Genomic DNA, 26427 nt, shown 5'->3' on the forward strand with positions numbered 1-26427 from the left:
GGAAGTTGCGGTCTCCGCTGCGATGTCCCGGTCCGTTTCCCCTTCCGAACGGAACTTCGCGGAAGTGGTACGAGGGTGTCACGTCCGCGCAGCACACGCTTAACACGAGTCCGGCACATTAGTGGATGTCGGCAAGGGCGGGAGCGGCTCCCCGCCCCGGCCGACAACCGAAACGGCGTCACGGACCTCCGGAGCGGCTCCCGGACCTCCACCGACGCCTAGGACGCGCCAGCCTGGCCCTGACCCGGCCCGCGTCCCTCGCGGGGACCGCCGTCGTCCCGCCCCCCGGCAACGGGGGTGCGGCGGTCCCCGCGCATAGCTTTTTCTAGGGGATAGCCCTTTTTGGGGGAGTGTCAGTCCTCCCACTTGTCGTTGTCCTGGCCGCCCCTCCGGTGGTGCCTGCCGAACATCCACGCCGAACTGCGCGCCGCCTGGACCACGTTGACGCCCACGATGCCCGCCCAGGCCACCAGCAGGCCGGGCAGCCCCGAGCTGCCGCCGCCGATGGCGGACAGGGGTATCGCCAGCACCAGCGAGACGATGCCGAAACCGAAGCGCTCGCCGAAGGTGTCGCTGGATTTCGGGCCGCGCGAGTCACGCGCCACCACCATCTGCTGCTCGGCGAGCTGCCGCCGTACCCGGCGCTCCACCGAGCCGTCTATCCGCTGGTCGACCTTCTCCAGGAACGAGTCGACCAGCGCGGACTCGTACTCGTCGCCCAGTTCCCTGCGGGCCTGCAGGGTGGCGTTGAGTTCCTTCTTCAGGTCGGCGTCGTGTGCGCCCGTCGCGTCCATACCGGTCATGCACACCACGGTAGAGAAACCGGGCCCGACCGGCACTGGGGATAGCCCCCCAGTTGTCCCTGGGCCGGACCCTAGGGGACAGGACCGGCAAAGGGTCTCCGGCAAAGGGTCTCCGGCAAGGGATCTACTTCGTCAGGCCCTTCTCCTTCGCGTACGCGTTCGCCACGTCCTCCGGGTCCTTCTTGTCCTTGTCCACCTTGCGGTTCAGCTCGGTGAGGTCGGCCGTCGTGAGGACGTTGCCCAGTTCGGCGAGGGCCTTGCGGACCTTCGAGTCGGCCTTGCGGTCGGCTATCAGGGGGACGATGTGCTGGCCGGGGATCAGGTTCTTGGGGTCCGTCAGGACGACCCAGCCGTTGTCCAGGATGTCGGTGTCCGTGGTGAACAGGTTCGCCACGTCCACATCCCCCTTCTTCAGGGCGCCCTTGACCAGCGGACCGGACGAGTCGAGCGACTTGAACTCCTTGAACTCGACCCCGTACACCGCCTTGAGGCCCACCACGCCCACCTCGCGCGTCTTCACCTCCGCCGCCGCACCGAGGATCAGCTTGCCGTTCTGCTTCTTCAGGTCGGCCAGGGAGGTCAGGCCGTACTTCTCGGCCGTCTCGCGGGTCACGGCGAAGGCGTCCGAGTCCTCGGCCATGCCGTACGGGAGGACCTGGAGGCCCGCCGGGAGGGCGATCGTGAGGGCGTTCTGCATCTCGCCCTCCTCCGTCGCCGTCGCCTTGGGGGCCACGTAGTGCAGCAGGGCGCCCTGGTACTCGGGGAGGAGGTCGATGTCGCCGCTCTTCATCGCGGGGATGAGGATCTCGCGGCTGCCCAGGTTCGGGCGGACCTTCGTCTGCACTCCCGCCGCGCCCAGCACGGCCGCGTAGAGGTAGCCGAGCACCTGGTTCTCGGTGAAGTTGGCGGTGCCGATGGTGAGGCCGCCCGCGCTGGAGCCGCTGCCCCCGCCCGAGGTGCCGGACCCTTCGTCGAGGGAGGTGATGCCGCCGCTGCACGCGGCGAGAGCGGGGACGGAGGCGGCTGCGAAGAGGCCGCCGAGGAGGGCACGTCGGTTCATCGGAAGGGCCATCGGAAGAACTCCTGGGCAGTTCGGTTTACCCGGTTCGGTTTACCCGGTTCGGGTTACGCGGTTCGGGTTACGCGGGGCGGTGACGGAAGAGGAAGCGCTGGACGCCGGAGAGGGCCAGGTCCAGGGCGATGGCGACCACGGCGACCAGCACCGCGCCGCCCATCACCTGGACCAGGTCGCGCTGGGCGAGGCCGTCGAAGACGTAGCGGCCCAGGCCCCCGAAGGAGACGTACGCGGCGATGGTGGCCGTGGCCACCACCTGGATCAGCGCCAGGCGCAGGCCGGTCATGATCAGGGGGAGCGCGAGCGGCAGTTCGACCTGGAAGAGGACCTGGTGCCAGCGCATGCCCTGGCCGCGCGCCGCGTCCTTCACGTCCGGGTCGACGGCGGTCATACCGGCGTACGTGTTCGTGACGATGGACGGGACCGCGAGCGCCACCAGGGCGATGTACACCGGCCACATCGACAACCCGCTGGCCAGGAAGACGAGAACGACCAGGCCCACCGTCGGCAGGGCGCGGCCGAAGGACGACAGGTTGATCGCCACGAACGCGCCCCGGCCCGTGTGGCCGATGAGCAGGCCGAGCGGGAGGCCGATGGCCGTCGCGATGAGCGTGGCGAGCAGCGAGTACTGGAGGTGCTCGGCGAGGCGGTGCGCGATGCCGTCGTAGCCGGACCACTGGTCGCCGCTGGTCAGCCAGCTGCCGAGATCCTTGAAGAGTTCGTACATGTCAGGCTCGCCGCCTCGTCCACGGGGTGAGTACGTACTGGACGGCGACCAGCAGCGCGTCCGCGATCACCGCGAGGAGCAGGGTGAGGACCACTCCCGCGATCACCGGGGTCGGGAAGTTGCGCTGGAAACCGTCCGTGAAGAGCTGGCCGAGTCCGCCGTCGCCGATGTAGGTCGCCACGGAGACGAGTGAGATCGACATGACCGTCGCGATACGGACGCCCGCCATGATCACCGGGAGGGCGAGCGGGAGTTCGACCGTGAGGAGGGTGCGCAGCGGGCGCGTGCCCATCGCCTTGGCCGCCTCCTTCGTCTTCACCGGCACCGAGTCGAGGCCCTCGACCGTGTTCCGCAGCAGCACGACCAGCGTGTAGACCGTCAGGCCGATCACGGTGGTGGTGCGGGTCAGACCGCTGACCGGCAGCAGGAGCACGAAGATCGCGATCGACGGGATCGTGAAGAGGACGTTGGACAGGCCGAGCAGGAAGCCGCGCAGGGGGCGGACCCGGTGGGCGATCACGGCCAGGGGGAGCGAGATCAGCAGGCCGAAGAAGACCGCCGAGAGGGCCGCCTGGAGGTGGGAGACCGTGAGGGTGGTGAGGTCGTCGGTGTGGTCGCCGATCCACGACCAGTCGATGGTCATGCCTTGACCTGGGCTTCCGCAGTCGGCTGTGCGGTCAGTTGTGCTTCTGTGTGGGCTCGGCCCGCGTGCGTGTGGATGTCGTCGCGGGACGAGACGCCGGTGAGGGTGCCCGCCGCGTCGACGCGGGCTATGAGCCCGGTGGGGGAGGCTATCGACTCGTTGAGCGCCGCGAGGAGTGAATCGCTGTCACGGAGCGCTCGTACGGGGATGTCGGCGCCTTCTGCCGCCGCGTGCCAGTGCAGCGGCTTGCGGGCCTCGTCCAGTACGAGGGTCCAGGTGCCGCCCTCCGGGGCCGGGGCCTGGGGGAGGTCCGCGAGGGTCTTCAGGGAGAGCAGCTTGAGGCCGCGCTCGGCGCCGAGGAAGTCGGCGACGAAGTCGTCGGCCGGGCGGGCGAGGAGCTCGGCGGGGGTCGCGCACTGGACCAGGTGGCCGCCGGTGCGGAAGATCGCGATCTGGTCGCCGAGCCGGACGGCCTCGTCCACGTCGTGCGTGACGAAGACGATGGTCTTGTTCAACTCCTTCTGCAGGCGCAGCAGTTCGTCCTGGAGCTGGGTGCGGACCACCGGGTCGACCGCGCCGAACGGCTCGTCCATGAGGAGGACGGGCGGGTCGGCGGCGAGCGCGCGGGCCACGCCGACACGCTGCTGCTGACCGCCGGAGAGCTGATGCGGGTACCGCTTGCCGGCGTCGGCGGCGAGGCCGACGGTCTCCAGGAGTTCGGCCGCGCGGACGCGGGCCTTCTTCCGGCCCCAGCCAAGGAGCAGCGGTACGGTCGCGATGTTGTCGAGGACCGTGCGGTGCGGGAAGAGTCCGGACTGCTGGATGACGTACCCGATGGATCGCCGCAGGTCGGCGGCGTCCTGCTGGAGGACGTCCTTGCCGTTCACCTTGATCGTGCCGGAGGTCGGATCGACCATCCGGTTGATCATCCGCAGGGTGGTCGTCTTGCCGCAGCCGGAGGATCCGACGAGAACGGTCACGCCGCCTTCCGGCATCCGGAGTGAGAGGTCGTGGACTGCTGTGGTGCCGTTCGGGAAGCGTTTGTGGACCGCGTCGAACTGGATCATGAGGTGTCCCTTGCCCGGCCTGCATAACGTCATGCAGAGTTCTCCGTGTCTGAATAGATTGTCAATGCCCTGGCGTTAATCCGAGGTAACGGACGTCCAGCAAGCAAGATCGAACGTCCCATTTGAGGGGAGTGCGTACCTTATGTCGTCTCGGATCGTGGATGCATCGCTTCCGGTGCCACCTCCGGTGTCCACCGGCATCGTCGTGCTGGACGGCATCGGTCTCGGCGTCGAGGACGTCGTACGCCTCGCCGACCGGGCCGCGCGGCCCGTCCCCGGCACCGACGCGATGAAGCGCGTCGAGGAGGTCTGGGGCGTCGCCCGTCAGATCGCCGCGACCGGCCGCGTGTACGGCCGTTCCACCGGCGTCGGCGCCAACCGCAACGAGGACGTCCCGACCGAGGCCGCCGCCGACCACGGTCTGCGGCTGCTGCGCAGCCACGCGGGCGCCATCGGCGCGGAACTCCCGGCCCGGCAGGTACGGGCGATGCTCGCCGTCCGCGCCAACCAGCTGCTCGCGGGCGGCGCCGGCCTGCGCCCCGGGGTCGTCACGGCCCTGTGCGAGGCGCTGGAGAGCGGCGCGTATCCCGTGGTCAACGAGTTCGGGTCGGTCGGTACGGGCGACATCGCGGCGCTGGCCCAGATGGGGCTGGCGCTGGCGGGGGAGCACGAGTGGATCGCGCCGGCGACGGGAGCGGGCGGGCCGGCCTCCCGCGGTTGGCGGGTCCCCGGCGCCCCCGAGCCGCAGGCCCTCGACAACAACGACGCCCTCGCCCTGATCAGCAGCAACGCCCTCACCCTCGGGCAGTCCGCGCTCGCCCTGCACGAGCTGCGCGGGCTGATCGTCGCCACGCAGGTCGTAGCCGCGCTCTCCCTGCTCGCCGTCGACGGTTCGCACGAGGCGTACGCAGCTCCCGTGCACGCGGCTCGCCCGCACCGGGGATCGGTGGAGGTCGCGCGCCGGATGCGCGAGCTGATCGGCTCGGCCGACCGGCCGACCCCTCCCCTCGGCCGGATCCAGGACCCGTACGCCTTCCGGTGTCTGCCGCAGATCCACGGGCCCGCGCACGACGCGGCGGACGCGCTGGAGGGGGTGCTCGCGATCGAGATCAACGCCGCCGCCGAGAACCCGCTCATCTCCCCCGAGGACCTCACCGCCTACCACCACGGCGGCTTCTACCAGGCCCAACTCGCCCTCGCCCTGGACCACTTCAGGTTGGCGGTCACTCAGGTGGCACGCCTGTCCACCTCCCGCTTGTCCACCCTCAACGAGCCCGCCTTCACCCGCCTGCGCCCCTTCCTCGCCGACCACGAACCCGCCGCCTCCGGCGTGATGATCCTGGAGTACGCCGCCGGCGCGGCCCTCGGTGACCTGCGGGCCTTCTCCGCGCCCGCCTCGCTCGGGCACGCTGTACTCTCCCGGGGCGTCGAGGAACAGGCCAGCTTCGCCTCGCTCGCCGCCCGCCAGACACTGCGCGCCTGCGACGCGTACCGTCTCGTCGTCGGCTGCGAACTGGTCGCGGCGGTACGGGCACTGCGCCAGCGCGACCTGCGCCCGGACCCGGACCTGCCGATCGGCCGGGCCCTGGACCTGGCCGAGTCGGTCCTCGACGCCGACTCGACCGACCGACCGCTCACCCACGACGTGACGGTGGCGTCGGCACTGCTGGACCGGTTCACGGAGATCTGGAGGGGGAGCGGGGCATGAGCACGCCGAGTGGGGACGACAGCGGGGGCGCGGGTACCTCCGGTACGGGGGCGCGTACTGGTACCGGCGTGGGCGTGGGCGTGGGCGTGGGGACGGGCGGGGCCGGGAACAGGGTCGGGGACGTGGGTGTCGGCGCGGGTCTGGGCGCGGACGCAGGTATGGAGCGGGACGTGGGTGTGGAGACGGGTTCGGGCGCAGGCGCGGATGGGGACGCGGGCGTGGGTGTGGGCAGGGACGCAGGCGTGGGCGGGGACGCGGGCGTGGGCGGGGACATGGGCGTAGGTGTCGGCGGGGACGCAGGCGTGGGCGCGGATGGGGACGCGGGCGTGGGTGTCGGCGGGGACGCAGGCGTGGGCGGGGATGGGGACGTGGGCGTGGGTGTGGGCGGGACCGCCACCGGCGGCCCCGGCGGTGGTCCCGGCCCGGGTGGGACAGAGCAGGCGCCTTCTAAGCGCTTGGCCGCGGGGGATGGGGGTGCGGGTGGGACTGGCACCGGTGCCCCCGGTAGCGGCCCCGGCCTGGACGGGGATGCGGGCGTCGGCGGGACCCCGCCCGACAGTCCCGCCGGGCGGCTCCAGGCGCTCTTCGAAGGGCATCGGCTCACGCCGACCCAGCGGCGGATCGCGCACAGCATGGTGCGGCGGGCCGCTGACGTGCCCTTTCTGTCCAGTGTCGAGCTGGCCGAGCTGGCCGGGGTCAGCCAGCCGTCCGTCACGCGGTTCGCCGTCGCCCTCGGGTTCGACGGATATCCCGCCCTGCGCAAGCATCTGCGCGAGGTCGCGCCCGCCGAGCAGAGCGCCGAGCCGGGCTCGTACAACGAGTACCAGCAGGCCGTCGAGGCCGAGATCGAGAACCTGAAGCATCTGGCCGAGGTGCTCGCCGATCCGCGTCCCGTGCACCGGGCCGGGCGGCTGCTCGCCGCGTCCCGCCCGCTGCCCGTCCTCGGGCTGCGCGCCGCCGCCTCCCAGGCGTACGGCTTCGCGTACTTCGCCGCCAAGGTCCACCCGGACGTACGGCTGCTGCACGAGGGCGGCACGATGATCCACGACCGGATCGACGCGGCCGTACGGGCGGGCGCCACGACCCTGCTCTGCTTCGCGCTGCCCCGGCATCCGCGCGAGGTCGTCGACACCCTCGCCTACGCCAAGGCGGCCGGCCTGACCGTCGTCACCGTCGCCGACTCGGCGTTCGCGCCCGTCGCGAAGGTCTCCGACCTGCTGCTGCCCGCCGCCGTCGGTACCGGCCTCGCCTTCGACACCGCCTGCGCGCCGATGCTGCTCGGCCGGGTGCTACTGGAGGCCATGTGCGACGACCTGCCGGACGCCCAGGCCCGCCTGGAGGAGTTCGACGCGCGGGCCGCGACCCGGAGCCTGTTCGTCGAGTAGGCCCGGCCTGCCGTACCGGCGGACTCTCAGACTCGTCTCACGTTCGCTCGCTACTCTCCCGCTCCGACGACAGGACTGGTGCCGGGAGAGACGAACCGGGAGGCGGGCATGGCACGCGGAGGTCAGGGACTGGCTCGGGTGGCCGTGGTGGTACGGGCCGGAGCGGCGCCCATGTGGTGGCTCGGAGTGTTCGCGGCGGGCGTCGGCGTGGTGCTGCCGGGGATCACCGGCCGCCGGATCGGCGTCATGGCGGGGGCCGTGCTCTTCATCGTCACGGCCGGTGCCGTGGCGTGTCTGCGGCGCCGCCGCTACACCGCGCTCGCCGCCGGTACCGCCCGGGCGGGCCGGCACGATGTGCTCCAGGACCGCGCGGTGACCGTGCGCAACTGGCGCCGGGGCCACCGCTGGTGGCTGCTGCTCGCCTTCGCCGCCGCGCTGGGCAGCTCCTTCGCGGTGCCCGCCGCGGGCGGGATGCTGCTCGCCGGGGCCGGTACGGGGCTGTGGCTGAAGGCCGCCTGGCTGGGTCGGCGCGAGCGTGCCGACGACGTACTGCTGTGGGTACGGGTGGACTGGCTCGGCCCGCGCGCCGGCGCCCCGGCCGGCAAGCCGGTCAAGGCCTACCGCTCCACCGGGATCGCCGCAGGCGACGCGACCCCGGGCGGGGCGCGCCGCCGCGGCGACGTCCTGGTCTAGCTCGTCCTCAGATCTCGATGTCCGCCTCGATCCGTTTCAGCTGGTGGCGGGCCATCGCCAGGTTGGAACGGTTGATGTCGAGCACCAGGTAGAGGAAGAGGCCGTTGCCGCCGCGCCCCTTCATCATCCGGATCAGGTGGTACTGGCTGGAGAGCGTGATCAGGATGTCCTCGATCTCGCCCTTCAGCCCGAGATGCTCCATCGTGCGCATCTTGGCGCGTACGACATCGGTGTTGCCGGCGGCGGCGACGTTCAGGTCGAACGTCTTGCTGCCGCCCATCGTGCCCAGGGCCATGCCGCTGGTGTAGTCGACGAGGGCGACTCCGGTGGCGCCCTCGATGGAGGTCAGCGCCTCTTTCAGCGCGGTCTCGGTGTTGGCCATGACGGTGTTCCTCTCCTGCTTCCGGTTCAACTTTCCGTGGTGGTGCGCGCGTTGGGCGTGGTTGACGGTGTGCGTGGCGCGCGTGGGGTTCTGGTTCGGGTGGGCATCGGTGGTGCGGGGGCGGGTGACGGCGTGGGCGCGGGAGCAGCGGCCGGTCTCGGCGTCTGTTCGGCCGCCGCGTCCACCAGCTCCCCGATGCGGACGCCGGCCCGGCGGCCCTCCAGGTGCAGTCGGCCGACGTTGACGCGGTCCTGGGCGAGCAGCGTCAGGACGGCGCTGCGGCCCGCCGCGTACGTCGCCACATAGCCGTACACCCCGCGCACCAGCAGCTCGCGGAAGTCGCCCTGGCCGGTCGCGTCCGCCATCCGCACGGCGACGCTGAGCGCGGTGGCGGTGAGCGCCGCGACCGTCTCCGGTTCGACACCCGGGGTGTCGTGGACGAGGACGAGGCCGTCGACGCTGGCCGCGAGCGCGCCGGTGAGCTGCGGCACGCGGGCCCGCAACCGGCGTAGTTCGTCCATGACTTCGGCCTCGGCTGCCATGAGTTGTCTCCTCTCGGCACGCGGGCGCTGCCGCTCAAAGGGCCTCCAGCGCATCCCTGAGCCTCTTCAGCAGCGTGATGTTGGGGTCGGTGAACGAAGGCGGCAGCGTTCCTGGGGGCGCCGGTGGAGCGGAGGACGTGGACGGCGGGGGCGGGGGGAGGGCGGGGACGGCCGCCGGGACTATCACCCCGGCCGCCGCGAGCCGCCGTACGTCCACCAGGGTGTGGAAGGTCGGGCGGGCCAGCGCCAGGGCGATGTCCGCCGCCGTGCGGACACCGTCCACCAGGTCCAGTACGGCGGACTGGCGGGCGCTGATCGTCGGCGCGCCCGGGCTGCCCGAGCGGAGCAGCGGGGCGCTGTCGGGGGCCGGGTCGGGCCAGATGCGGTGGAGCAGGGCGCGGCGGCGCAGGGTCTCGTGCTCCAGCGCCGCCACCGGCACCGGGCGCACCGGGCCGAGCCAGTGCGTGTCCCCGTACCGGAAGTGCCCCGGCGTGCCGCTGGGCGCGAGGGCGAAGTACGCCGCGTCGTACAGCGCCCCCAGGTGGCACACCTCCAGGGCGCCCGCGCCGATCCGGCCGCTCTCGACCAGGAACCGCCCGACCCGGTTGCGCTCCCCGGCCGCCCCCACGGCGTCCCGCCAGCCGTCCGCGTCCAGCGTGCCGCGCGCGGTGAGCAGCACGTCGAGCCCCGGTACGGCCGGGCTCTCGGCGTGCACGACCTGGCCGTCGGCGAGGTAGAGCGAGCCGCGCTCGCGCACCAGGGCGCCGGTGGCCCGCTCGGTGGCGAGCCGGCCGAGCATCGGGGAGACCCCGCCCCACGCCCGCTGCCGGGCCGCCGCCTTGTCCCGCACCGGCAGGCGCGGCGGCGGGGTCGTCAGATTCGCGTGCAGTGCCGTCATCCCAGCACCAGCCGTCCGGCCATCTCGCCGAGCCGGATGCGGGCCAGCGCGAGATTGCCCTCCGCGCGGGCCAGCCACAGGTGCAGGAACACACTGCTGTCGAAGCTCGTCGTCACGAACCGCAGGACGTGATAGCTGTCCCGGTTGCTGATGATCAGGTCCTCGACCGGCGGGTCCTGCCCCCGGCCGACGGCCGCCCCGCCGCCCTCGGACTCCTCGTCGTCGCCCTCCGGGGCGAACGCGCGGTGCTCGGCGGCCAGCCGGGCCAGCTCCGCCGCCTCGGCCGCCATCGTCTCCGGGTCACCGCCAGGGGAGTCCCCGACGGTGCCCAGTGCCAGCCCGCTGGTCCAGTCGACCAGCGCGGCGCCCCTGGCCCCGGGCAGCCGCATGGCTTCCAGTAAGCACTCGTCGATTCCGGGCACCCTTGGCCCCTCCTGCCTGTCCCGCTCGCGTCTGTCCGGCTGGTGTTCGATCGCCCAGCCCGGAGTTCGCCGACCTGACGTTCGGCCAACCTGGTGTTCGGCTGAGTGACGCAGACGCTACGCAACGTGTGCATGAGGAGTGAGAGATCTGGCATTTTCCAGTGGAACATGCGCTGGATGACTAAGGTTGGTCGACTGGCCCTGTTTTCACGGCAGTTGACCTGCATGTTCCCCGAAGTCCGTCAAGGGCGTGCATGGGGGGAGGCGGTTGCGGGGAGGGTGGTGAGCGCGGAGACGTGCGCCCCACCGGATTCGGCCACGATCTCGGCGACGGTCTGCGGCTCCCGTACGACCGCGAAGACGACGTCCCCGTCCCCGCTCCCGCTCGGCACGAAGCCGTAGATCCCGGGCCGGGCGAGGGAGTTGTAGGCGTAGTGGTGCGCGAAATAGTACGCGCCCGTGTCCAGCGCCGCCGCGTAGTCGCCCTGTTCGAGCAGCGGCAGCGCACGCCCCTCGGCGAGCAGGTCCCCCGAGAAACAGGCAGGTCCGGCCACGTCCTGCACGACCTCCGGTCCTGCCTTCGGCCGCCCCTTCCCGTCGTACGCGGCGATCCTCAGCGGCCACGACCCCGGCGCGTACACCGTCCGCGTCGCGACCTGTACGCCCGCGTGCGTGACCGCGACCGGCCGCCCGCCGGCGCTCTTCGCGTACTCGACCCGCGCCACCACCGTGCCGTGCTTGGCCAGCAGCGACCGCCCGAATTCGGTCACCAGCCCGTACCGCCCGCCGAACAGCCCCGGCACCTCCTCGCTCAGCAGCCGGGCGTACTGCGCGTACGTCGGGCTCGTCGCGTCCGACGCGAAGTTGACCGGCAGTCCGCCGCCGATGTCGATCGTGTCGATCTGCCGCCGCCCGACCCGCCGGTTGATCTCCTCGGCCAGCGCGTACGTCTCCGCGATGCCCCGCACCATCAGCGCCAGCGGGATGCCCTGCGACCCCGTGTGCGCATGCAGCCTGGTCAGCCACGGGCGCTCGGCGTACGCCCCCACGATCCACTCGCGCGCCCCCTCGTCCAGCAACGCGACCCCGAACTTCGAGGTCGCGGTGGCGGTGGACGTGGCCCCGATCGACCCTCCGCCGATCTGCGGATTCACCCTGATCCCGATGGGGGACCGGCTGGTCGCGGACCGCATCAGCGCGTCGAGACGGTCCAGCTCCTGCGGGTTGTCGGCGTTCACGGCGATGCCCAGCGCCAGCGCCTCGCGCAGTTCGGCGGGCGTCTTCGCGGGCGAGTCCAGCACCGTCCGGGACGGCGCCACCCCGGCCGCCCGCGCCAGCGCCAGCTCTCCCGGACTCGCCACCTCGGCCCCGATGCCCTCCTCGCGCAGCAACCGCAGTACGGGCACCAGCGGGGTCGCCTTCACCGCGAAGGCGTGCAGCACGGGTGTGCCGGGCGCCACGACCGCGTCGAAGGCGGCGCGCAGCTCGGCGGCGGACTCGCGGATGCCGGTGACGTCGAGGAGTCCGACGATGGGTGCGTCGGCGCGGAGCAGTCCCTGCTCCACGGCGGCGCGTACGGCCTCGTCCCGGCGGTTGGTCCGAACGGCCCCGTTGTGGTCCACAGTGTCCCCCGTGGTGTCGATGTCCGTGTCCATGCGTCAAGCGAAACATCCGGGGCGGGCACATGACGGCGCGGGAATGTATTGACTAGTTCTATTCATGAAGTCAGGATATGAATATCCACTGCAACAGTCCGCTGGGAGGCAGACCATGTCAGGACCCCGCCCCGTACGAGCCCCGCGCGGTACGGAACTGAGTGCCCTGGGATGGCAGCAGGAGGCCGCCCTCCGGATGCTCCAGAACAACCTGGACCCCGAGGTCGCCGAACACCCCGACAAGCTCGTCGTCTACGGCGGCACCGGCAAGGCCGCCCGTGACTGGCGCTCCTTCGACGCCATGGTCCGCACCCTGCGGACCCTGAAGCAGGACGAGACGATGCTCGTCCAGTCGGGCCGCCCGGTCGGTGTCATGCAGACCCACGAGTGGGCCCCGCGCGTCCTGATCGCCAACTCCAACCTGGTCGGCGACTGGGCCAACTGGGAGGAGTTCCGCCGCCTGGAGGCCCTCGGCCTGACCATGTACGGGCAGATGACGGCCGGTTCGTGGATCTACATCGGCACCCAAGGCATCCTCCAGGGCACCTACGAGACCTTCGCCGCCGTCGCAGCCAAGAAGTTCGGCGGCACCCTCGCCGGGACGATCACCCTCACCGCCGGCCTCGGCGGGATGGGCGGCGCCCAGCCGCTCGCCGTGACGATGAACGACGGCGTCGCGATCTGTATCGACGTCGACCCGCGTGCCATCGAGCGCCGCATCGAACACCGGTACCTCGACGTGAAGGCCGACTCCCTGGAGCACGCCCTCCAGCTCGCGGTCGAGGCCCGTGACGCCCGCCGCCCGCTCTCCATCGGCCTGCTCGGCAACGCGGCCGAGCTGCTCCCGCGCATGCTCGCCGAAAGCGCGCCCATCGACATCGTCACCGACCAGACCTCGGCCCACGACCCGCTGGCCTACCTCCCCGTCGGCGTCGACTTCGACGACATGGCGTCCGCCGCGGCGAAGGACCCGGCCGGCTTCACGACCCGGGCCCGCGAGTCCATGGCCCGGCACGTCGAGGCGATGGTCGGCTTCATGGACGCCGGCGCCGAGGTCTTCGACTACGGCAACTCGATCCGGGGCGAGGCCCAACTCGCCGGATACGAGCGGGCGTTCGCCTTCCCGGGCTTCGTCCCGGCGTACATCCGCCCCCTCTTCTGCGAGGGCAAGGGCCCCTTCCGCTGGGCGGCCCTGTCGGGCGAGGCGTCCGACATCGCGAAGACGGACAAGGCGATGCTGGAGCTGTTCCCGGAGAACGACTCCCTGCACCGCTGGATCAAGATGGCCGGTGAGCGGGTCCACTTCCAGGGCCTCCCGGCCCGGATCTGCTGGCTCGGCTACGGCGAGCGGGACAAGGCCGGCGAGCGCTTCAACGACATGGTGGCGAGCGGTGAGCTGGCGGCACCGCTGGCGATCGGCCGCGACCACCTGGACTGCGGGTCCGTCGCGTCTCCCTACCGGGAGACCGAGGCGATGCTCGACGGCTCCGACGCGATCGCCGACTGGCCGCTGCTGAACGCGATGGTGAACGTTGCCTCGGGCGCGTCGTGGGTCTCCATCCACCACGGGGGCGGGGTCGGCATGGGCCGCTCCATCCACGCCGGGCAGGTGTCCGTGGCGGACGGCACGAAGCTGGCGGGGGAGAAGATCCGCCGGGTGCTGACGAATGACCCCGGGATGGGTGTCATCCGGCATGTGGATGCCGGGTACGACATCGCGGAGACGGTTGCCGATGAGCGGGGTGTGCGGGTGCCTATGCGTGAGGGGGACGACGCGTGAGGGGTTCTTCGGTCGGGGACGGCAACTCTTCGGTGGGGGCGGGCGGTTCGTCGCCGACTGCCGGTTCGGCTGTGCCCACCCTCCCCCACTCTCAACTTCGTTCGAGCGGGGGGACCCCCATCGCCCTGCGGAACGCCTGCCCACAGCCTGGTGGCGGGCCGACTGGCGCCTCCTTTCACGCGATGTGGCGCGACCTCGCCCCCCTCGGTCGTCACCCCGACTCCCGTGGCTATCGCCGTTACGCCTGGACCGGGATCGATCTCGAGTGTCGGGCCTGGTTCAAGGAGCAGGCCGAGTCCCGGGGGCTGTCGTACGAGGTTGACCGGAACGGGAATCAGTGGGCCTGGCTCGGGGATCCCGCTGGGGGGGATGCCGTTGTCACCGGGTCGCATCTTGACTCCGTGCCTGATGGTGGGGCCTTTGACGGGCCCCTGGGTGTTGTCTCCTCCTTTGCCGCTCTCGATGAGCTTCGCGCGCGCGGGGCGCAGTTCAGCAAGCCCCTCGCCATCGTCAACTTCGGGGACGAGGAAGGTGCCCGGTTCGGGCTCGCCTGTGTCGGGTCGCGGCTCACAGCCGGGGCCGTCACCGTCGAGCAGGCTCGGCTGCTGACCGACGGGGAGGGGATCACGCTGCCCCGGGCCATGGAGGCCGCCGGCTACGACCCGGACACCATCGGGCCCGACCCCGAGCGCCTCGCTCGTATCGGCGCCTTCGTCGAGCTGCACGTCGAGCAGGGGCGGGCGCTCGATCTGAGCGGCGACCGGGTCGGCATCGCCAGTGCCATCTGGCCGCACGGGCGCTGGCGGTTCGACTTCCGGGGCGAGGCCAATCACGCCGGTACGACACGGCTCGTCGACCGGCGCGACCCCATGCTGTCGTACGCCGAGACTGTCCTCGCCGCCCGCCGCGAGGCCGAACTCGCCGGTGCTGTCGCCACCTTCGGGAAGATCTCCGTCGAGCCCAACGGCGTCAACGCCATCCCCTCCCTCGTACGCGGCTGGCTCGACTCCCGCGCCGCCGACCAGAAGGCCCTCGACACCGTCGTCTCCGGTGTTGAGAACGCCGCCCGCGAGTACGCCGAGGCCCACGGCGTCGAGCTCGACGTCGTCCGGGAGTCGTTCACCCCCGTCGTCGAGTTCGACCACGCCCTGCGCGACGAACTCGCCCGCATCCTCGGCAGGGACGGAGCGGACACAGCCCTCACCGTCCCCGTCCTCGGCACCGGTGCCGGACACGACGCCGGGATTCTCTCCGGGAGCATCCCGACCGCCATGCTGTTCGTGCGCAACCCCACGGGCATCTCGCACTCCCCGGCGGAGTACGCCGCCGAGGACGACTGCGTGGCCGGGGTGACCGCACTCGCCGACGTACTGGAAGGGCTGGCCTGCACGTGACCCACCCCCAAGCACGGACGTACTGGCTGGAGCACGCCTGGCTCGACACCAACGTCGAGCCGGGCGTCGCCCTGGAGGTCGAGGACGGTCGGATTGCGGCTGTTCGTACGGGAGTCGACGCCCCGCCCCCCGGCGCCGAGATCCTGCGTGGGCTCACCCTCCCCGGCCTCGCCAACGCCCACAGCCACGCCTTTCACCGCGCCCTGCGCGGCACCGTCCAGGTCGGCAGCGGCACCTTCTGGACCTGGCGCGAGGTCATGTACTCCTTCGCCGACAAGCTGACCCCGGACACCTATCACGCCCTCGCGCGTGCCGTGTACGCCGAGATGGCCCTCGCCGGCATCACCGCCGTCGGCGAGTTCCACTACGTCCACCACGCCCCGGGCGGCACCCCGTACGCCGACCCGAACGCCATGGGCGAGGCCCTCGTCGAAGCCGCCGCCGACGCCGGTGTCCGCATCACCCTCCTCGACACCGCCTATCTGTCCGCTGGCTTCGGACAGGCCCCCAACCGCCACCAGCTCCGCTTCTCCGACGGCACCGCCGACGCCTGGGCGGAACGCTGTTCAGTTCTCAAGGAACGGGATCACGCGCGGATCGGCGCCGCCATCCACTCCGTACGGGCCGTGCCCGCCGGTCAGTTGGCGACCGTGGCCCGCTGGGCCGAGGAACGCCGGGCCCCCCTTCACGTCCACCTCTCCGAGCAGACGGCCGAGAACGACGCCTGCCTCGCCGCCCACGGCTGCACGCCCACCCGGCTCCTCGCCGACCACGGGGTCCTCGGCCCCCGCACCACCGGCGTCCACAACACCCACCTCACCGACGAGGACATCGCGCTCCTCGGCCACAGCGGCACCGGCACCTGCATGTGCCCCACCACCGAACGCGACCTCGCCGACGGCATCGGCCCCGCCGTCGCCCTCCAGCGCGCGGGCTCACCGCTCTCCCTCGGCTCCGACAGCCACGCCGTCATCGACCTGCTCGAAGAGGCCCGCGCCATGGAGCTGAACGAGCGCCTGCGCACCCGCACTCGGGGTCACTGGACGGCGGCAGCCCTGCTCCGGGCCGCCTCCGCCGACGGTCACGCGGCCCTCGGCTGGGAGGACGCGGGCACCCTGGAAGCCGGGGCGCTCGCCGACTTCACGACGATCGCGCTCGACTCGGTCAGAACTGCGGGACCGGTGCCTCGGCTGGGCGCGGAGACGGCTGTATTCGCAGCGTCGGCAGCGGATGTGCGCCATACGGTCGTGGGCGGCCGGCACGTCGTGCGCGACGGGGCGCACACCCTCGTACCAGAGGTGCCGCAGGCGCTTGCGGCAGCTGTAGAAGCCCTGCGCGCCTGACCCCCGTACGCGCCCCTCCCGTACGCACCCCCGCCACCCACGAGGACGCCATGAACAGCACCAGCACGCCGAGCAGTCCGAGCAGCCCGAACCGGACGAACAGCGCTATCGGCAGCACGACCGACACCACCACCGGCACGACGACCGTCATCACGAACATCGGCAGCCTGGTCACCAACGACCCCTCTCTCGGCGACGGATCCCCCCTGGGACTGATCCAGGACGCGGCCGTCGTCATCGAAGGCGACCGCGTCGTCTGGACCGGTGAGAACAGCAAAGCACCCACCACTGACAATCGGGTCGACGCCGGTGGCAGGGCCGTCCTCCCGGGCTTCGTCGACTCCCACTCCCACCTCGTCTTCGCGGGCGACCGGACACAGGAGTTCAACGCCCGCATGTCCGGGCGGAGCTACACGGCGGGCGGAATCCGTACGACCGTCGCCGCCACCCGCGCCGCCACCGACGCGGAACTGGAGGCCAACCTCACCCGTTACCTCCGCGAGGCGCTCCGGCAGGGCACGACGACCTTCGAGACCAAGTCGGGGTACGGCCTGACCGTCGAGGACGAGGCCCGCGCCCTGCGTATCGCCGCCGCCCACACCGACGAGGTCACCTACCTCGGCGCCCACATCGTGTCCCCGGACTACGCCGACGACCCGGCCGCCTATGTCGCCCTGGTCACCGGCGAGATGCTCGACGCCTGTGCCCCGTACGCCCGTTGGGTCGACGTCTTCTGCGAGAAGGGCGCCTTCGACGGCGACCAGGCCCGCGCGATCCTCACGGCGGGCCAGGCGAAGGGGCTGCACCCGCGCGTCCACGCCAACCAGCTCTCGTACGGCCCCGGCGTGCAGCTCGCCGTCGAACTCGACGCCGCCAGCGCCGACCACTGCACCCACCTCACCGACGCCGACGTGGACGCCCTCGCGAACGGCGACACGGTCGCGACCCTGCTGCCCGGCGCCGAGTTCTCGACCCGCGCCCAGTGGCCGGACGCCCGCAGGCTCCTCGACGCGGGCGTCACGGTCGCGCTCTCCACGGACTGCAACCCCGGCTCCTCCTTCACCTCCTCCGTGCCCTTCTGCATCGCCCTGGCGGTACGGGACATGGGCATGACCCCGGACGAGGCGGTCTGGTCCGCCACGGCGGGGGGCGCGCGAGCCCTCCGCCGCGACGACATCGGCCGCCTCACGCCCGGGGCGTACGCCGACCTGACGCTCCTGGACGCCCCGAGCCACGTACACCTGGCCTACCGGCCGGGGGTCCCGCTGGTCAGCGGGGTGTGGCGGCGGGGCGTACCGGTGAGCTGACGCAGTTGGTCTGAAAGCGGCTGGTCAGAGGCCGTACCGGCTCTTCGGGGGGCGCCAGAGGTCACGGAACGTCCCTGTGTCGAACTCCGTGATCCGGTCCGCGCTGCCCGCCTTCATCAGGCAGCGGCACCGGCTGGCCGGGGTCCGACGGAGCCGTCGGTCCCCCGGAGGGGCGAGCGGTTCTTCAGCCGTAGTCGCGGAGGCCGTAGAGGTCCGGGTAGGTCGACGAGACATGGTTCCCCACCTCGTTGAGCGGCTGTACGAGGTCCGCGGGCGGGTGCCGGACGTCGGCGGCGAAGACGACGAGCAGCCGTGCGGCGGCCGTTCACTGCTGACTCGTGCAGCGGAGTGAATCGCGGGGACCTTTCAGGCTGCCCCCGCCCGCCACCGCTGCCCCGACCCACCCGTCAGCGGTACGAGGGCCAACTCGCCGTCGCCGTCCGGGGTGAGCGCCGTCGAGAGGGCGATCGCCGAGCGGATCACGCCGTCGTCGCTCACGTCGAAGCGCAGGTTGTCGCCGTTGTCGCTGTTCACCGCCGAGCACTCCCAGATCCCGACGCCCCGGTCCAGATCACCCCGGCTGTCCAGACAGAAGTCGGTGTCGGCGGCCGACTGCAGCACCCTCAAGTCGGCGTCCACACGCCAGCGTTGGGTCCTGGCCGATGCGGAGCAGGGCGCCGTGAAGACGTCCGTGCCCTTCTCCAGTACACCGTCCCTGATGTCCAGGCAGCGGCCCGAGGCGACGTTCACCACCTGAGTGAACGTGGCTCCCGGCGCCCGGAACACCGGTGTGGGTGTGGGTGTGGGCGTTGGCTTCGGGGGCGAGGCCGGAGTGGTCGGCGGACGTGAAGTCGGCGGCGGGGACGGAGACCTGGCGGCCGACGGCGAGGAAGAGACCGTTGCCGTCACCGTCACCTCGGGCCGGTTCGGAGTGGTGGTGACCGGGAGCGTGCCCGTCACGTCCTGGGGACTCGACGAGCCGTCGCCCGACGACAGCAGCGCCATCAGCAGCGGTACCAGCGTCACCCCCAGTACCGCCGAGGCCAGCACGAGGCGCCGCCGGGACGGCCGGGGCGGCCGGGGCGGCGGTGACCAGGGCCACCTGGCGTCCGAGGAAAGGGGGTCGGCGTACGGGCTCGCCGGCGTGTCCCTCGCGTACATCGTGCCGCTCCATGGCAACAGCCCCTCTGCCAGGACCGTGCGCGGGGTGTCGCGGAGGGCGGAGAGTTCCTCATAGGCCGTCGTGCAGTGCGGGCAGTGGGTCATGTGGGCGCGCAGGTCCGAGCTGTGGCGGGGGCTGACGGGGCGGACCGACTCCTCGATCAGCCGGCGGAAGTCCTGGCAGCGCGGGTCGTCGGAGGCGGCCAGCCGGGACCGCAGACAGGCCGTGCTCAGCGCCTGGAGCGCCGACTCCGTCCCGGGCGTCACGTCCTTGCGTGTCAGGCCGAGGAAATCGGCGGTCCGTTCCTCGCCCTCCCGCTCCAGGACGCCGTACCAGATGAGGCCCTGGGCGCGGGACGGGAGCGACTGGAACGGGGCCAGCATGGGCGGGGTCGGGATGACTCCGCCCGCCGCGTTCAGTGTGTTCAGGACGAGGAGCAGGTTCGCGTCGAGGCCCGCCGCCCGTTCGTCCGTTGCCCAGATCGAGGCCAACTCTGCGGTCAGCAGCAGGAGTCGGTGGCGCCACGGCACGCCCGGCTCGGTACCGCGGGCCGTGTCCTGGGCCGCTGTCGTGAACGCTTCGGCTACCAACTGCCGTGCTGCGGAGTCGCTCGTCGTGCACAGGCGGGCGTAGACGAGTACGGACGCGCGGTGGCGGGCACGGATTTCCTGTAACGCCGGGTACGCGGTGGGAGAGTTGGTGCGCAGCAACTCGGTGAGGCGTGCGTCGGACGTGCCCGCGTACACCCCGTTCGACCCGTAGCCACTGGTGTCACTCGTGCCATTGATGTCCTGGGACATCAATTCGCCTCCTTGGACCCCCGATCCCGTCCTGCTTCTGACATCCCAGCCAGTTTGCAGGCGGTCACGGTGACGCAGGGGGCCTTTGGGAAAAGACGAGGAGAGGTTTCCGCGGGTAACCGGAAACCTCTCCCGCAAAGAGGACGTCAGCCCTCGATCGTCAGGCCCTTCCGCAGCCGGTGCAGCGTCCGCGACAGCAGCCGTGACACGTGCATCTGCGAGATGCCCAGCTCCTCGCCGATCTCCGACTGGGTCATGTTGGCGACGAACCGCAGCGAGAGGATCTGCCGGTCCCTGGGCGGGAGTTCGGCGATCAGCGGCTTCAACGACTCGACGTACTCGATGCCTTCGATGCCGTGGTCCTCGTACCCGATGCGGTCGGCGAGGGCACCCTCGGAGTCGTCCTCCTCGGGCTGGGCGTCAAGTGAGCTGGCGGTGTAGGCGTTCGAGGCCGCCATGCCCTCCACCACCTCGTCCTTGGAGAGGTCGAGGCGGTCGGCCAGCTCGCCCACGGTGGGGGCGCGGTCGAGCTGCTGGGCCAGTTCGTCGCCGGCGCGGGCCAGGTCGAGCCGGAGTTCCTGGAGCCTGCGAGGTACGCGCACCGACCACGACGTGTCGCGGAAGAAGCGCTTGATCTCGCCGACGATCGTCGGCATCGCGAAGGTCGGGAACTCGACGCCGCGGCTCAGCTCGAAGCGGTCGATCGCCTTGATCAGGCCGATGGTGCCGACCTGGATGATGTCCTCCATCGGTTCGCTGCGCGAACGGAAGCGGGAGGCGGCGAACTTGACCAGCGCGAGGTTGAGCTCGACGAGGGTGTTGCGGACGTACGCGTAGTCGTGCGTCCCCTCTTCCAGGGACTCCAGCCGCGCGAAGAGGGTCTTGGACAGGGCCCGCGCGTCGACCGCACCCACCTCGTCGTACGGCGGGATCTCGGGGAGCCCGTCCAGGGCGTCCGGAACGCGTGGGCCCGGAATGAGCGGGTCCTGGTGGAGCTGGTGGGAGTCCGTGTGTTCCGGAGGGGGTGTCGACGTCGCCCTCTGGGTATGCGATGCGTCGAGCCGGGGTGACATGGTGTCCTCCATGGTTCTCGGCATGAGGCTGCCGAAGCCGGTGCGTGTGCACGTGCGGTGTGCGGCGCCTCCAATGCCGGCCGTGTCGGGTACGTGTATCTAGCCCTACCCGGTTTCCCGAGCCCGCCGCAAGTGCGTTCCATGCCCATATGTCCGAATATGGGCGTTAGTTCAGGTGTCGGAGAGTGTGAGGAAGGCGTAGTGTTCGAGGACGTCAGCGGGCGCGAGTGGGCGCCGGCGAACAGCCACGACCTCGGGAGAGAGACGGCATGGACCGCGGGACGGTCGGCAGCGCACAGTCTGGCCGGCTACTGGTCGAGGTGCGGCGGGAGGGTTCCAGCGCCGTCGTGACTCCGGCGGGTGAGCTGGATCACCACACCGCCGATCTGTTGCGTGAACCGCTTGAGGACTGCCTCGCGAAGGGTCTCGCGCGGCTGGTCGTCGACTGCGCGCGGCTGGAGTTCTGTGACTCCACCGGCCTCAATGTGCTGCTCGGCGCCCGCCTGAAGGCGGAGGCCGCCGGCGGCGGGGTGCACCTGGCCGGAATGCAGCCGGTTGTCGCACGGGTGTTCGAGATCACGGGCGCGGACGCGGTGTTCACCGTGCACGAATCGCTCGCCGACGCCCTGGCCGACGAACCTCCCGAGTCCACCTAGCCTTCCCGGTCCTCCTGGCCGAGTCTTCCGGGTCGGCCGGGCGGGCTGTCGAGCGCGCCGCGTTCGGGGGGTGTTCTGTCGGTTCCGCCGGGCAGGAGACATCCTGAATATGCGCACAAGCGCGCGCGTAATGAACAGTGTGCAATGACGACCGTGTACGTGAACTGGTGAATCGGTGAGGTGAAGCGCTGATGAGCACCACCCGGCCCGACTCGCCGGGCTCTCCGGAATCCCCGGAGTCCCCCGAGTCCAGCGGCGCTTCCGGGGGTCGGCAGACCCGCAGCCTGAGTTTCGGCGACGAGAGCGGTGTCGTTCCGCTCGCCCGGGACTTCGCCCGGCAGGCGCTGTACGCGTGGGGCTGGCTGCCCGCCGCGACCGCCGACCGGCGCGCCGCCGCCGAGGACGTACTGCTCGTCGTCTCCGAACTCGTCACCAACGCCTGCCTGCACGCCGAGGGCCCGGACGAGATGTGGATCACCTGCGACAACAAGGTGATCCGCGTCGAGGTCGCCGACCGGGGCACGGGCCAGCCCGCCCCGCGCACCCCGCACAGAGCAGGCCGCCCGGGCGGCCACGGCATGTTCATCGTGCAGCGGCTGTGCCTGGACTGGGGAGTCGTACGGACCCCCGGTGTCGCGGGCAAGAAGGTGTGGGCGGAGCTGGGCGCTCCGGCGTAGTTCCCGCCGATGTGGCGGCAAAGCACCGCCGGGTTCCGGTCGATTTCCCGCCGATCCGGTGTGCGCTGTGTCTTCCTTCTCTCAGTCCCCCGGCGTACCTTGACGGCCGATCCGCGATCTGATGTGCCGTCAGAAATGCTGACAGGACCGCCAGGAATGGGGGACGACGATGTCGTACCACCGGACATGCCGCAGCACGCACCCGAAACGAAGCGCCGCGCTCGCGTCCGTCGCGGCCCTGGCCGGATCGGCGGTGCTGCTGGCCGCCCCCGCCGCCCGCGCCGAGGTCGTGGACGTCAACTACCAGTGCAAGACGCCGATCGGCGACAAGAGCGCCCTGTCGCCCATCGACATCAAGGCGGTGGAGAGCGACGGCGGCTACAAGGTCACGATGTCCTGGCAGAAGGGCGTCTCGTCCAGCCCGGTGGAGCTGGGCAAGGGCGCGATGAACCCGAGCGCCACGATCAAGCTGGGCGGCGCGGACAGCGGCACGCTGAGCGTCAGCGGCCCCGCGAACGCCGAGGCGGTACCCGCCAACACCCCCATAAAGATCAGTGACTTGAGCGGCACGTACAAACCGTCGAAGAACGGCAAGGTCACCTTCACGGCCGGCGTCCTCACCATCAAGGCCCTCGGTACGACCACCACGTGCACGCCCACCAACAACCCGGGCCCGTCCCTGACGCTCGACGTCACGGGCGCCTCGGACGGCGGCAGTACGGGCGGCAGCACCGGCGGTACGAGCAGCACCGGCGGTACGGACGGTGGCGGCGGTTCGGACGCCGGTGCCGAACTCCCGCAGACCGGCCCCGAGGACTCGATGATCGCGCTCGGCACCCTCGGCGGCACGGTCCTGCTGATGGGCGCGGCGGGCGCGCTGTGGCTGACGCGCAGGAACCAGACCGTACGGGACGAGCGGGCAGTACGCCGCTGAGGCACGGCCAGTCGACCACGGGAGCCGCCGATGCGTGCCGTCCTCTGTCTCTCCTTCTGCCTCGTCGCCCCGCTGTTGTGGGCCACGTCGTCCACAGCGGCGGCCGACGAGGGGCAGGACGGCTGGTCCGCCGCGCCCCTGGGCACCGACCGGCCCTACTTCTACGCCGAGGGCACCCCCGGGACGGTCCTCCAGGACACGCTCTCCGTCCGCAACCCGACGGACCGGATCCTCAATGTCCGGCTGTCCGGCGGCAGTTGGCTCACCCTCGCCGCCCCCGAGGTCGACGTCCCCGCCCGCACCCGCGCCGACGTGCCCTTCACGGTACGCATCCCCGACGGCACGCCTCCCGGCGACCGCACCGCCACGATCACCGCCCGCGCCTCGGGCCGGACCGAGACGGTACGCGTCCGACTCCGGGTCGGGGGACCCCGGTTGCCCGCGCTGACCGTCGAGCACGTGCGGGTACGCGGTGACCGCATCGCGTACGAGCTGGTCAACCGCGGCACCACCGACCTGACCCCGACGCTCACCGTCCGCGCGGACGGTGTCCTCGGCCCCCTCCTCGACCGGCCCGCACGCACCCTCCCCGTACGCCTGCCCCCGGGCGAGCGCGTCGCCCTGACCGAACCCTGGCCCGGGCAACCCGAGTTCGACGTGGTCGACGTACGCCTGACGGTCACGGCGGCCGACGGGACGGTACGCGCCGAGGCGGGCACGTCGGTGAGGTTCGTGCCGTGGGGCGGGGTGGCGGGAGGCGCGGGGGCGCTGGTGGCGGGCGGGGCCCTGATGGCCGTACGACGGCACGGGCGCCGCCGGAGCAGCGACGAACAGCCGTGCGCACGTGAGGAGTTGGCGGAGGAGCTGACGGGGGCGATGAAGTGAAGCGGCGGATTCCCGCACTGGTCGCGGCGGCGCTGGCGCTCGCCTTCCTCTTCCCCGTGTCTCTACTGCCCACGACCGCTGCCGCTGCCGACGGGCCGACCGTCAAGGTCTCCAAGTCACAGGCGGGGACCGGGGGTTCGATCATCGTGACCGGGACCGGCTGGCCCCGGAAGGCGCTGCTGATGATGCTGATCTGCGGCCGGTCCAGCCCGTCCCGGGGAGTGGTCGGCGGCACCAACTCCTGTGCCAACGCGGACGGAAGAGCCGTCACCACGGACACGCAGGGCGCCTTCAGCCAGATCCTGCCGGTGGTCGAACCGCCGGTGCCGTGCCCGTGCGTGGTGCATGTGGCGACGGTGACCGGGTCGTCCGACACGGCGTCCGACGCGGTGTTCCAGGTGGCGGGCCACCCGGCCGAGCCGCTGCCCGAATCGGACGGCACCGGACGTCTCTCGGTCCTCACGGACCCCCGGCTCGACGGTTCGAGCGGGCTGCTGACCTGGTTCGGGGCGCCGCCCACCCGCACCCTCGTCCTCACCGTCGGCAACCTCGGTACGGCGGCCGTCAAGGACCCGGTCTTCCAAGTCGGCACCTCCCACGGGGTGTTCGCCCCGCAGTGGGACGAGCAGCAGTGGCAGGGCACGATCCCGCCGGGTGGGAAGGCACGCGTCGAGCTGCCGGTCTCCCTGGCGAGCGGGGCGCACGGCGACTACTCGGTCTCGCTGAAGTACGACGGCAAGGTCCTCGCCGAACAGCCCTGGGGCGTGGGCCGGCCGTGGGGCGTGACCCTGTTCTGGGTCCTGGCCGGAGTCGTCGTACCGGCGGCGCTGTTCCGCGTCGGGATGGCGGTGGTGGACCGGGTACGGCCGCGCGGGCAGCAGGCGGTACGTCGTGACAGTGGCCGGGGGCCGCGAAGGCTTCGGTTGCCCGAACTGACCCTGCGTATGCCGAAGGTGGGCGAGCGGGACGGTAACTCCCCACCTGTGGGCGCTTCTTCAACCCTGCCGTGGTTCACCCCGGACGCCGATCCCGGCACGAGCACTACGGGCACTCCGACGACGAACGCGATGAACACGACGAACTCGAAGGGGAACACGTGAGAACGCAACGGAGACGGAGCGCGAGTGCGGCAGGAGCCCTGTTGCTGCTCGGCGGAGCGGGCGGTGTCCTGCTGGGCATGGCCGCGGCGGGGCCCGCCCAGGCGGCCGAGGTGTCGTACGCGACCAAGTGCGTGCCGCCGGCGGCCTCAGGCCTTGACCCCGTCAACGGCACGACCAAGGTGGAGATCACCGCGCCCGTGACGGCCAAGGTGGGCGACGAGGTGGACGTGGTCTGGAAGTTCACCCAGGCCGCGTCCAAGAACCCCGACCTGATCGACCTGCCCGCCAACTCGGTCCAGCCCAGCGGGGTGTTGAAGGCGGGCGGCGCGCAGAGTGCCGACATCGCGATGGTGGGCCCGCGTGAGAACCCGGCGATCCCCAAGGGCGGGGCGATGGTCCTGTCCGACATGAAGGGCAAGGTGAAACTGACGACGGCCGGGGACGTGACGCTGACGCCGGACGCCTACACGATCAACGCCTTCGGGACGGACACGAAGTGCGCGCCGACGGAGACGGTCCAGCCGTCGGTCACGATCAAGGTGACGGCGGGGGACGGCGGTTCACCGACCCCGACCCCGACCCCGACGACATCGACGTCACCGTCGCCCTCACCCACGCCGACCGACTCCGGGTCCCCGAGCCCGAGTTCGACCCCGTCGGACGGTGGCCAGACGGACTTCACCGGGAAACTCGTGCAGGTCCCGTACAAGTGCGTGACGCCCATCGGTGACAAGGAAGTGACCTCCCCCATTCAGATCAACGCCAAGAAGAACGGCGGGAGTTACGACATCACGGTCCAGTTCAAGGGCTCCGTGATGGACAGTCCGGCGGACCTCCCGGCGGACTCGGTGAAGCCGTCCATGGAGGTTGTCCTGGGCGGGTCCGACACGGGCACGGTCCATGTCGAGGGCCCGGCCAACACGGAGCCGATCAAGACCGGCGACGCGATGACGATCTCAGACATGACGGGCACCTACAAGCCGGGCGCGACTGGTGAATCGACCCTGGCACCAGGCGTGTTGACGGTGAACGCCCTCGGCACGACGACCACTTGCACCCCGACCACGACGATGGTCTCCCTGACCCTGGACACGGAGGAACAGGCGAGCGGAGCGTCCGGCGGTTCGTCGACGTCGGGCGGTACGACGTCCGGCTCCGGCGGTACGTCGACCAGCGGCGGCCTCGCGAACACGGGCGCGGAGAACAACGGCGCCCTGAAGGCGCTCGGCCTGGTGGCCGGTACGGCGGTACTGCTGGGCGTGGCGGTGTTCACGTTCATGCCGGGGCGCCGGCGCCTGCGCTGAGCCGCGGCGGCT

General features: G+C 71.4%; 25 protein-coding genes. 13 read left to right on the forward strand and 12 right to left on the reverse strand.

The window, feature by feature from the left end; genetic code table 11:
* Positions 1-353: 353 nt before the first annotated feature.
* From LUX31_RS28375 to LUX31_RS28395, 5 genes are all read right to left on the reverse strand, one after another.
* Positions 354-803, reverse strand: coding sequence for a hypothetical protein (locus LUX31_RS28375; RefSeq protein WP_235478152.1), 450 nt, complete (start codon positions 801-803; stop codon positions 354-356).
* Between the two features lie 124 nt (positions 804-927).
* Positions 928-1863: an ABC transporter substrate-binding protein gene (locus tag LUX31_RS28380; protein WP_235480089.1), complete on the reverse strand. Its 936-nt coding sequence runs from the start codon at positions 1861-1863 to the stop codon at positions 928-930.
* Positions 1864-1942: 79 nt separating this feature from the next.
* Entirely contained in the window at positions 1943-2605 is a 663-nt protein-coding gene (locus LUX31_RS28385; protein WP_235478153.1) for an ABC transporter permease, read from the reverse strand.
* A 1-nt stretch (position 2606) separates the two neighbouring features.
* A complete protein-coding gene (locus tag LUX31_RS28390; protein WP_235478154.1) occupies positions 2607-3248 on the reverse strand; it encodes an ABC transporter permease in 642 nt (213 codons plus the stop codon).
* Positions 3245-4315 carry an ABC transporter ATP-binding protein gene (locus LUX31_RS28395; RefSeq protein ID WP_235478155.1) on the reverse strand — a complete coding sequence of 357 codons (1071 nt, stop codon included), beginning with the start codon at positions 4313-4315 and terminating at the stop codon, positions 3245-3247. The genes LUX31_RS28390 and LUX31_RS28395 overlap by 4 nt, the downstream gene beginning before the upstream one ends.
* Positions 4316-4457: 142 nt before the next feature.
* On the opposite strand from LUX31_RS28395, the gene LUX31_RS28400 reads away from it, so the two are divergent.
* The 3 genes from LUX31_RS28400 to LUX31_RS28410 all read left to right on the forward strand — a co-directional run bounded on the left by LUX31_RS28400 (position 4458) and on the right by LUX31_RS28410 (position 8101).
* Positions 4458-6023, forward strand: a complete 1566-nt coding sequence (locus LUX31_RS28400) for an aromatic amino acid ammonia-lyase (RefSeq protein ID WP_235478156.1) — start codon at positions 4458-4460, stop codon at positions 6021-6023.
* A gap of 518 nt (positions 6024-6541) precedes the next feature.
* On the forward strand, positions 6542-7408 hold the full coding sequence (locus LUX31_RS28405) for a MurR/RpiR family transcriptional regulator (protein WP_235480090.1): 867 nt from the start codon (positions 6542-6544) through the stop codon (positions 7406-7408).
* Positions 7409-7516: 108 nt separating this feature from the next.
* A complete protein-coding gene (locus LUX31_RS28410) occupies positions 7517-8101 on the forward strand; it encodes a hypothetical protein (protein ID WP_235478157.1) in 585 nt (194 codons plus the stop codon).
* A gap of 7 nt (positions 8102-8108) precedes the next feature.
* Here the strand turns inward: LUX31_RS28410 and LUX31_RS28415 are convergent, their stop codons facing one another.
* The 5 genes from LUX31_RS28415 to LUX31_RS28435 all read right to left on the reverse strand — a co-directional run bounded on the left by LUX31_RS28415 (position 8109) and on the right by LUX31_RS28435 (position 12000).
* Positions 8109-8483 carry a hypothetical protein gene (locus LUX31_RS28415; protein ID WP_235478158.1) on the reverse strand — a complete coding sequence of 125 codons (375 nt, stop codon included), beginning with the start codon at positions 8481-8483 and terminating at the stop codon, positions 8109-8111.
* 26 nt (positions 8484-8509) lie between these two features.
* Complete coding sequence (locus LUX31_RS28420; protein WP_235478159.1) at positions 8510-9025, reverse strand: roadblock/LC7 domain-containing protein; 516 nt, start codon at positions 9023-9025, stop codon at positions 8510-8512.
* 34 nt (positions 9026-9059) lie between these two features.
* Positions 9060-9923: a transcriptional regulator gene (locus LUX31_RS28425; RefSeq protein WP_235478160.1), complete on the reverse strand. Its 864-nt coding sequence runs from the start codon at positions 9921-9923 to the stop codon at positions 9060-9062.
* Positions 9920-10345 carry a hypothetical protein gene (locus tag LUX31_RS28430; RefSeq protein ID WP_235478161.1) on the reverse strand — a complete coding sequence of 142 codons (426 nt, stop codon included), beginning with the start codon at positions 10343-10345 and terminating at the stop codon, positions 9920-9922. Before LUX31_RS28430 ends, LUX31_RS28425 begins: the two co-directional genes overlap by 4 nt.
* Before the next feature lie 242 nt (positions 10346-10587).
* Positions 10588-12000, reverse strand: coding sequence for a diaminopimelate decarboxylase (locus LUX31_RS28435; protein WP_235478162.1), 1413 nt, complete (start codon positions 11998-12000; stop codon positions 10588-10590).
* A gap of 115 nt (positions 12001-12115) precedes the next feature.
* Between LUX31_RS28435 and hutU the strand changes: the two genes are divergently transcribed.
* The 4 genes from hutU to hutI all read left to right on the forward strand — a co-directional run bounded on the left by hutU (position 12116) and on the right by hutI (position 17824).
* Positions 12116-13780 (forward strand): urocanate hydratase, encoded by a 1665-nt coding sequence (gene hutU, locus LUX31_RS28440; RefSeq protein ID WP_235478163.1) that lies wholly within the window; start codon positions 12116-12118, stop codon positions 13778-13780.
* 182 nt (positions 13781-13962) lie between these two features.
* Positions 13963-15174 (forward strand): allantoate amidohydrolase, encoded by a 1212-nt coding sequence (locus tag LUX31_RS28445; RefSeq protein WP_235478164.1) that lies wholly within the window; start codon positions 13963-13965, stop codon positions 15172-15174.
* On the forward strand, positions 15171-16517 hold the full coding sequence (locus tag LUX31_RS28450; RefSeq protein ID WP_235478165.1) for a formimidoylglutamate deiminase: 1347 nt from the start codon (positions 15171-15173) through the stop codon (positions 16515-16517). Before LUX31_RS28445 ends, LUX31_RS28450 begins: the two co-directional genes overlap by 4 nt.
* Before the next feature lie 50 nt (positions 16518-16567).
* The gene (hutI, locus tag LUX31_RS28455; protein WP_235478166.1) at positions 16568-17824 is read left to right on the forward strand and encodes an imidazolonepropionase; all 1257 of its coding nucleotides are present in this window, start codon (positions 16568-16570) and stop codon (positions 17822-17824) included.
* A gap of 366 nt (positions 17825-18190) precedes the next feature.
* Here the strand turns inward: hutI and LUX31_RS28460 are convergent, their stop codons facing one another.
* Together LUX31_RS28460 and LUX31_RS28465 are read right to left on the reverse strand one after the other, a co-directional pair.
* Positions 18191-19786, reverse strand: a complete 1596-nt coding sequence (locus LUX31_RS28460; protein WP_235478167.1) for an RICIN domain-containing protein — start codon at positions 19784-19786, stop codon at positions 18191-18193.
* Between the two features lie 146 nt (positions 19787-19932).
* Positions 19933-20859: an RNA polymerase sigma factor SigF gene (locus LUX31_RS28465; protein ID WP_235480091.1), complete on the reverse strand. Its 927-nt coding sequence runs from the start codon at positions 20857-20859 to the stop codon at positions 19933-19935.
* 269 nt (positions 20860-21128) lie between these two features.
* Between LUX31_RS28465 and LUX31_RS28470 the strand changes: the two genes are divergently transcribed.
* The 6 genes from LUX31_RS28470 to LUX31_RS28495 all read left to right on the forward strand — a co-directional run bounded on the left by LUX31_RS28470 (position 21129) and on the right by LUX31_RS28495 (position 26415).
* Positions 21129-21515 carry an STAS domain-containing protein gene (locus LUX31_RS28470; protein WP_235478168.1) on the forward strand — a complete coding sequence of 129 codons (387 nt, stop codon included), beginning with the start codon at positions 21129-21131 and terminating at the stop codon, positions 21513-21515.
* Between the two features lie 191 nt (positions 21516-21706).
* On the forward strand, positions 21707-22192 hold the full coding sequence (locus LUX31_RS28475; protein WP_235478169.1) for an ATP-binding protein: 486 nt from the start codon (positions 21707-21709) through the stop codon (positions 22190-22192).
* A gap of 169 nt (positions 22193-22361) precedes the next feature.
* Positions 22362-23126: an LPXTG cell wall anchor domain-containing protein gene (locus LUX31_RS28480; RefSeq protein WP_235478170.1), complete on the forward strand. Its 765-nt coding sequence runs from the start codon at positions 22362-22364 to the stop codon at positions 23124-23126.
* 30 nt (positions 23127-23156) lie between these two features.
* The gene (locus LUX31_RS28485) at positions 23157-24011 is read left to right on the forward strand and encodes a hypothetical protein (RefSeq protein ID WP_235478171.1); all 855 of its coding nucleotides are present in this window, start codon (positions 23157-23159) and stop codon (positions 24009-24011) included.
* A complete protein-coding gene (locus tag LUX31_RS28490) occupies positions 24008-25111 on the forward strand; it encodes a hypothetical protein (protein WP_443046008.1) in 1104 nt (367 codons plus the stop codon). The genes LUX31_RS28485 and LUX31_RS28490 overlap by 4 nt, the downstream gene beginning before the upstream one ends.
* 44 nt (positions 25112-25155) lie before the next feature.
* Positions 25156-26415: a hypothetical protein gene (locus LUX31_RS28495; protein WP_443046078.1), complete on the forward strand. Its 1260-nt coding sequence runs from the start codon at positions 25156-25158 to the stop codon at positions 26413-26415.
* Positions 26416-26427 lie beyond the last annotated feature (12 nt).

Origin of the sequence: Streptomyces sp. GQFP (genome assembly GCF_021545335.1) — a bacterium.
GTDB lineage: Bacteria > Actinomycetota > Actinomycetes > Streptomycetales > Streptomycetaceae > Streptomyces.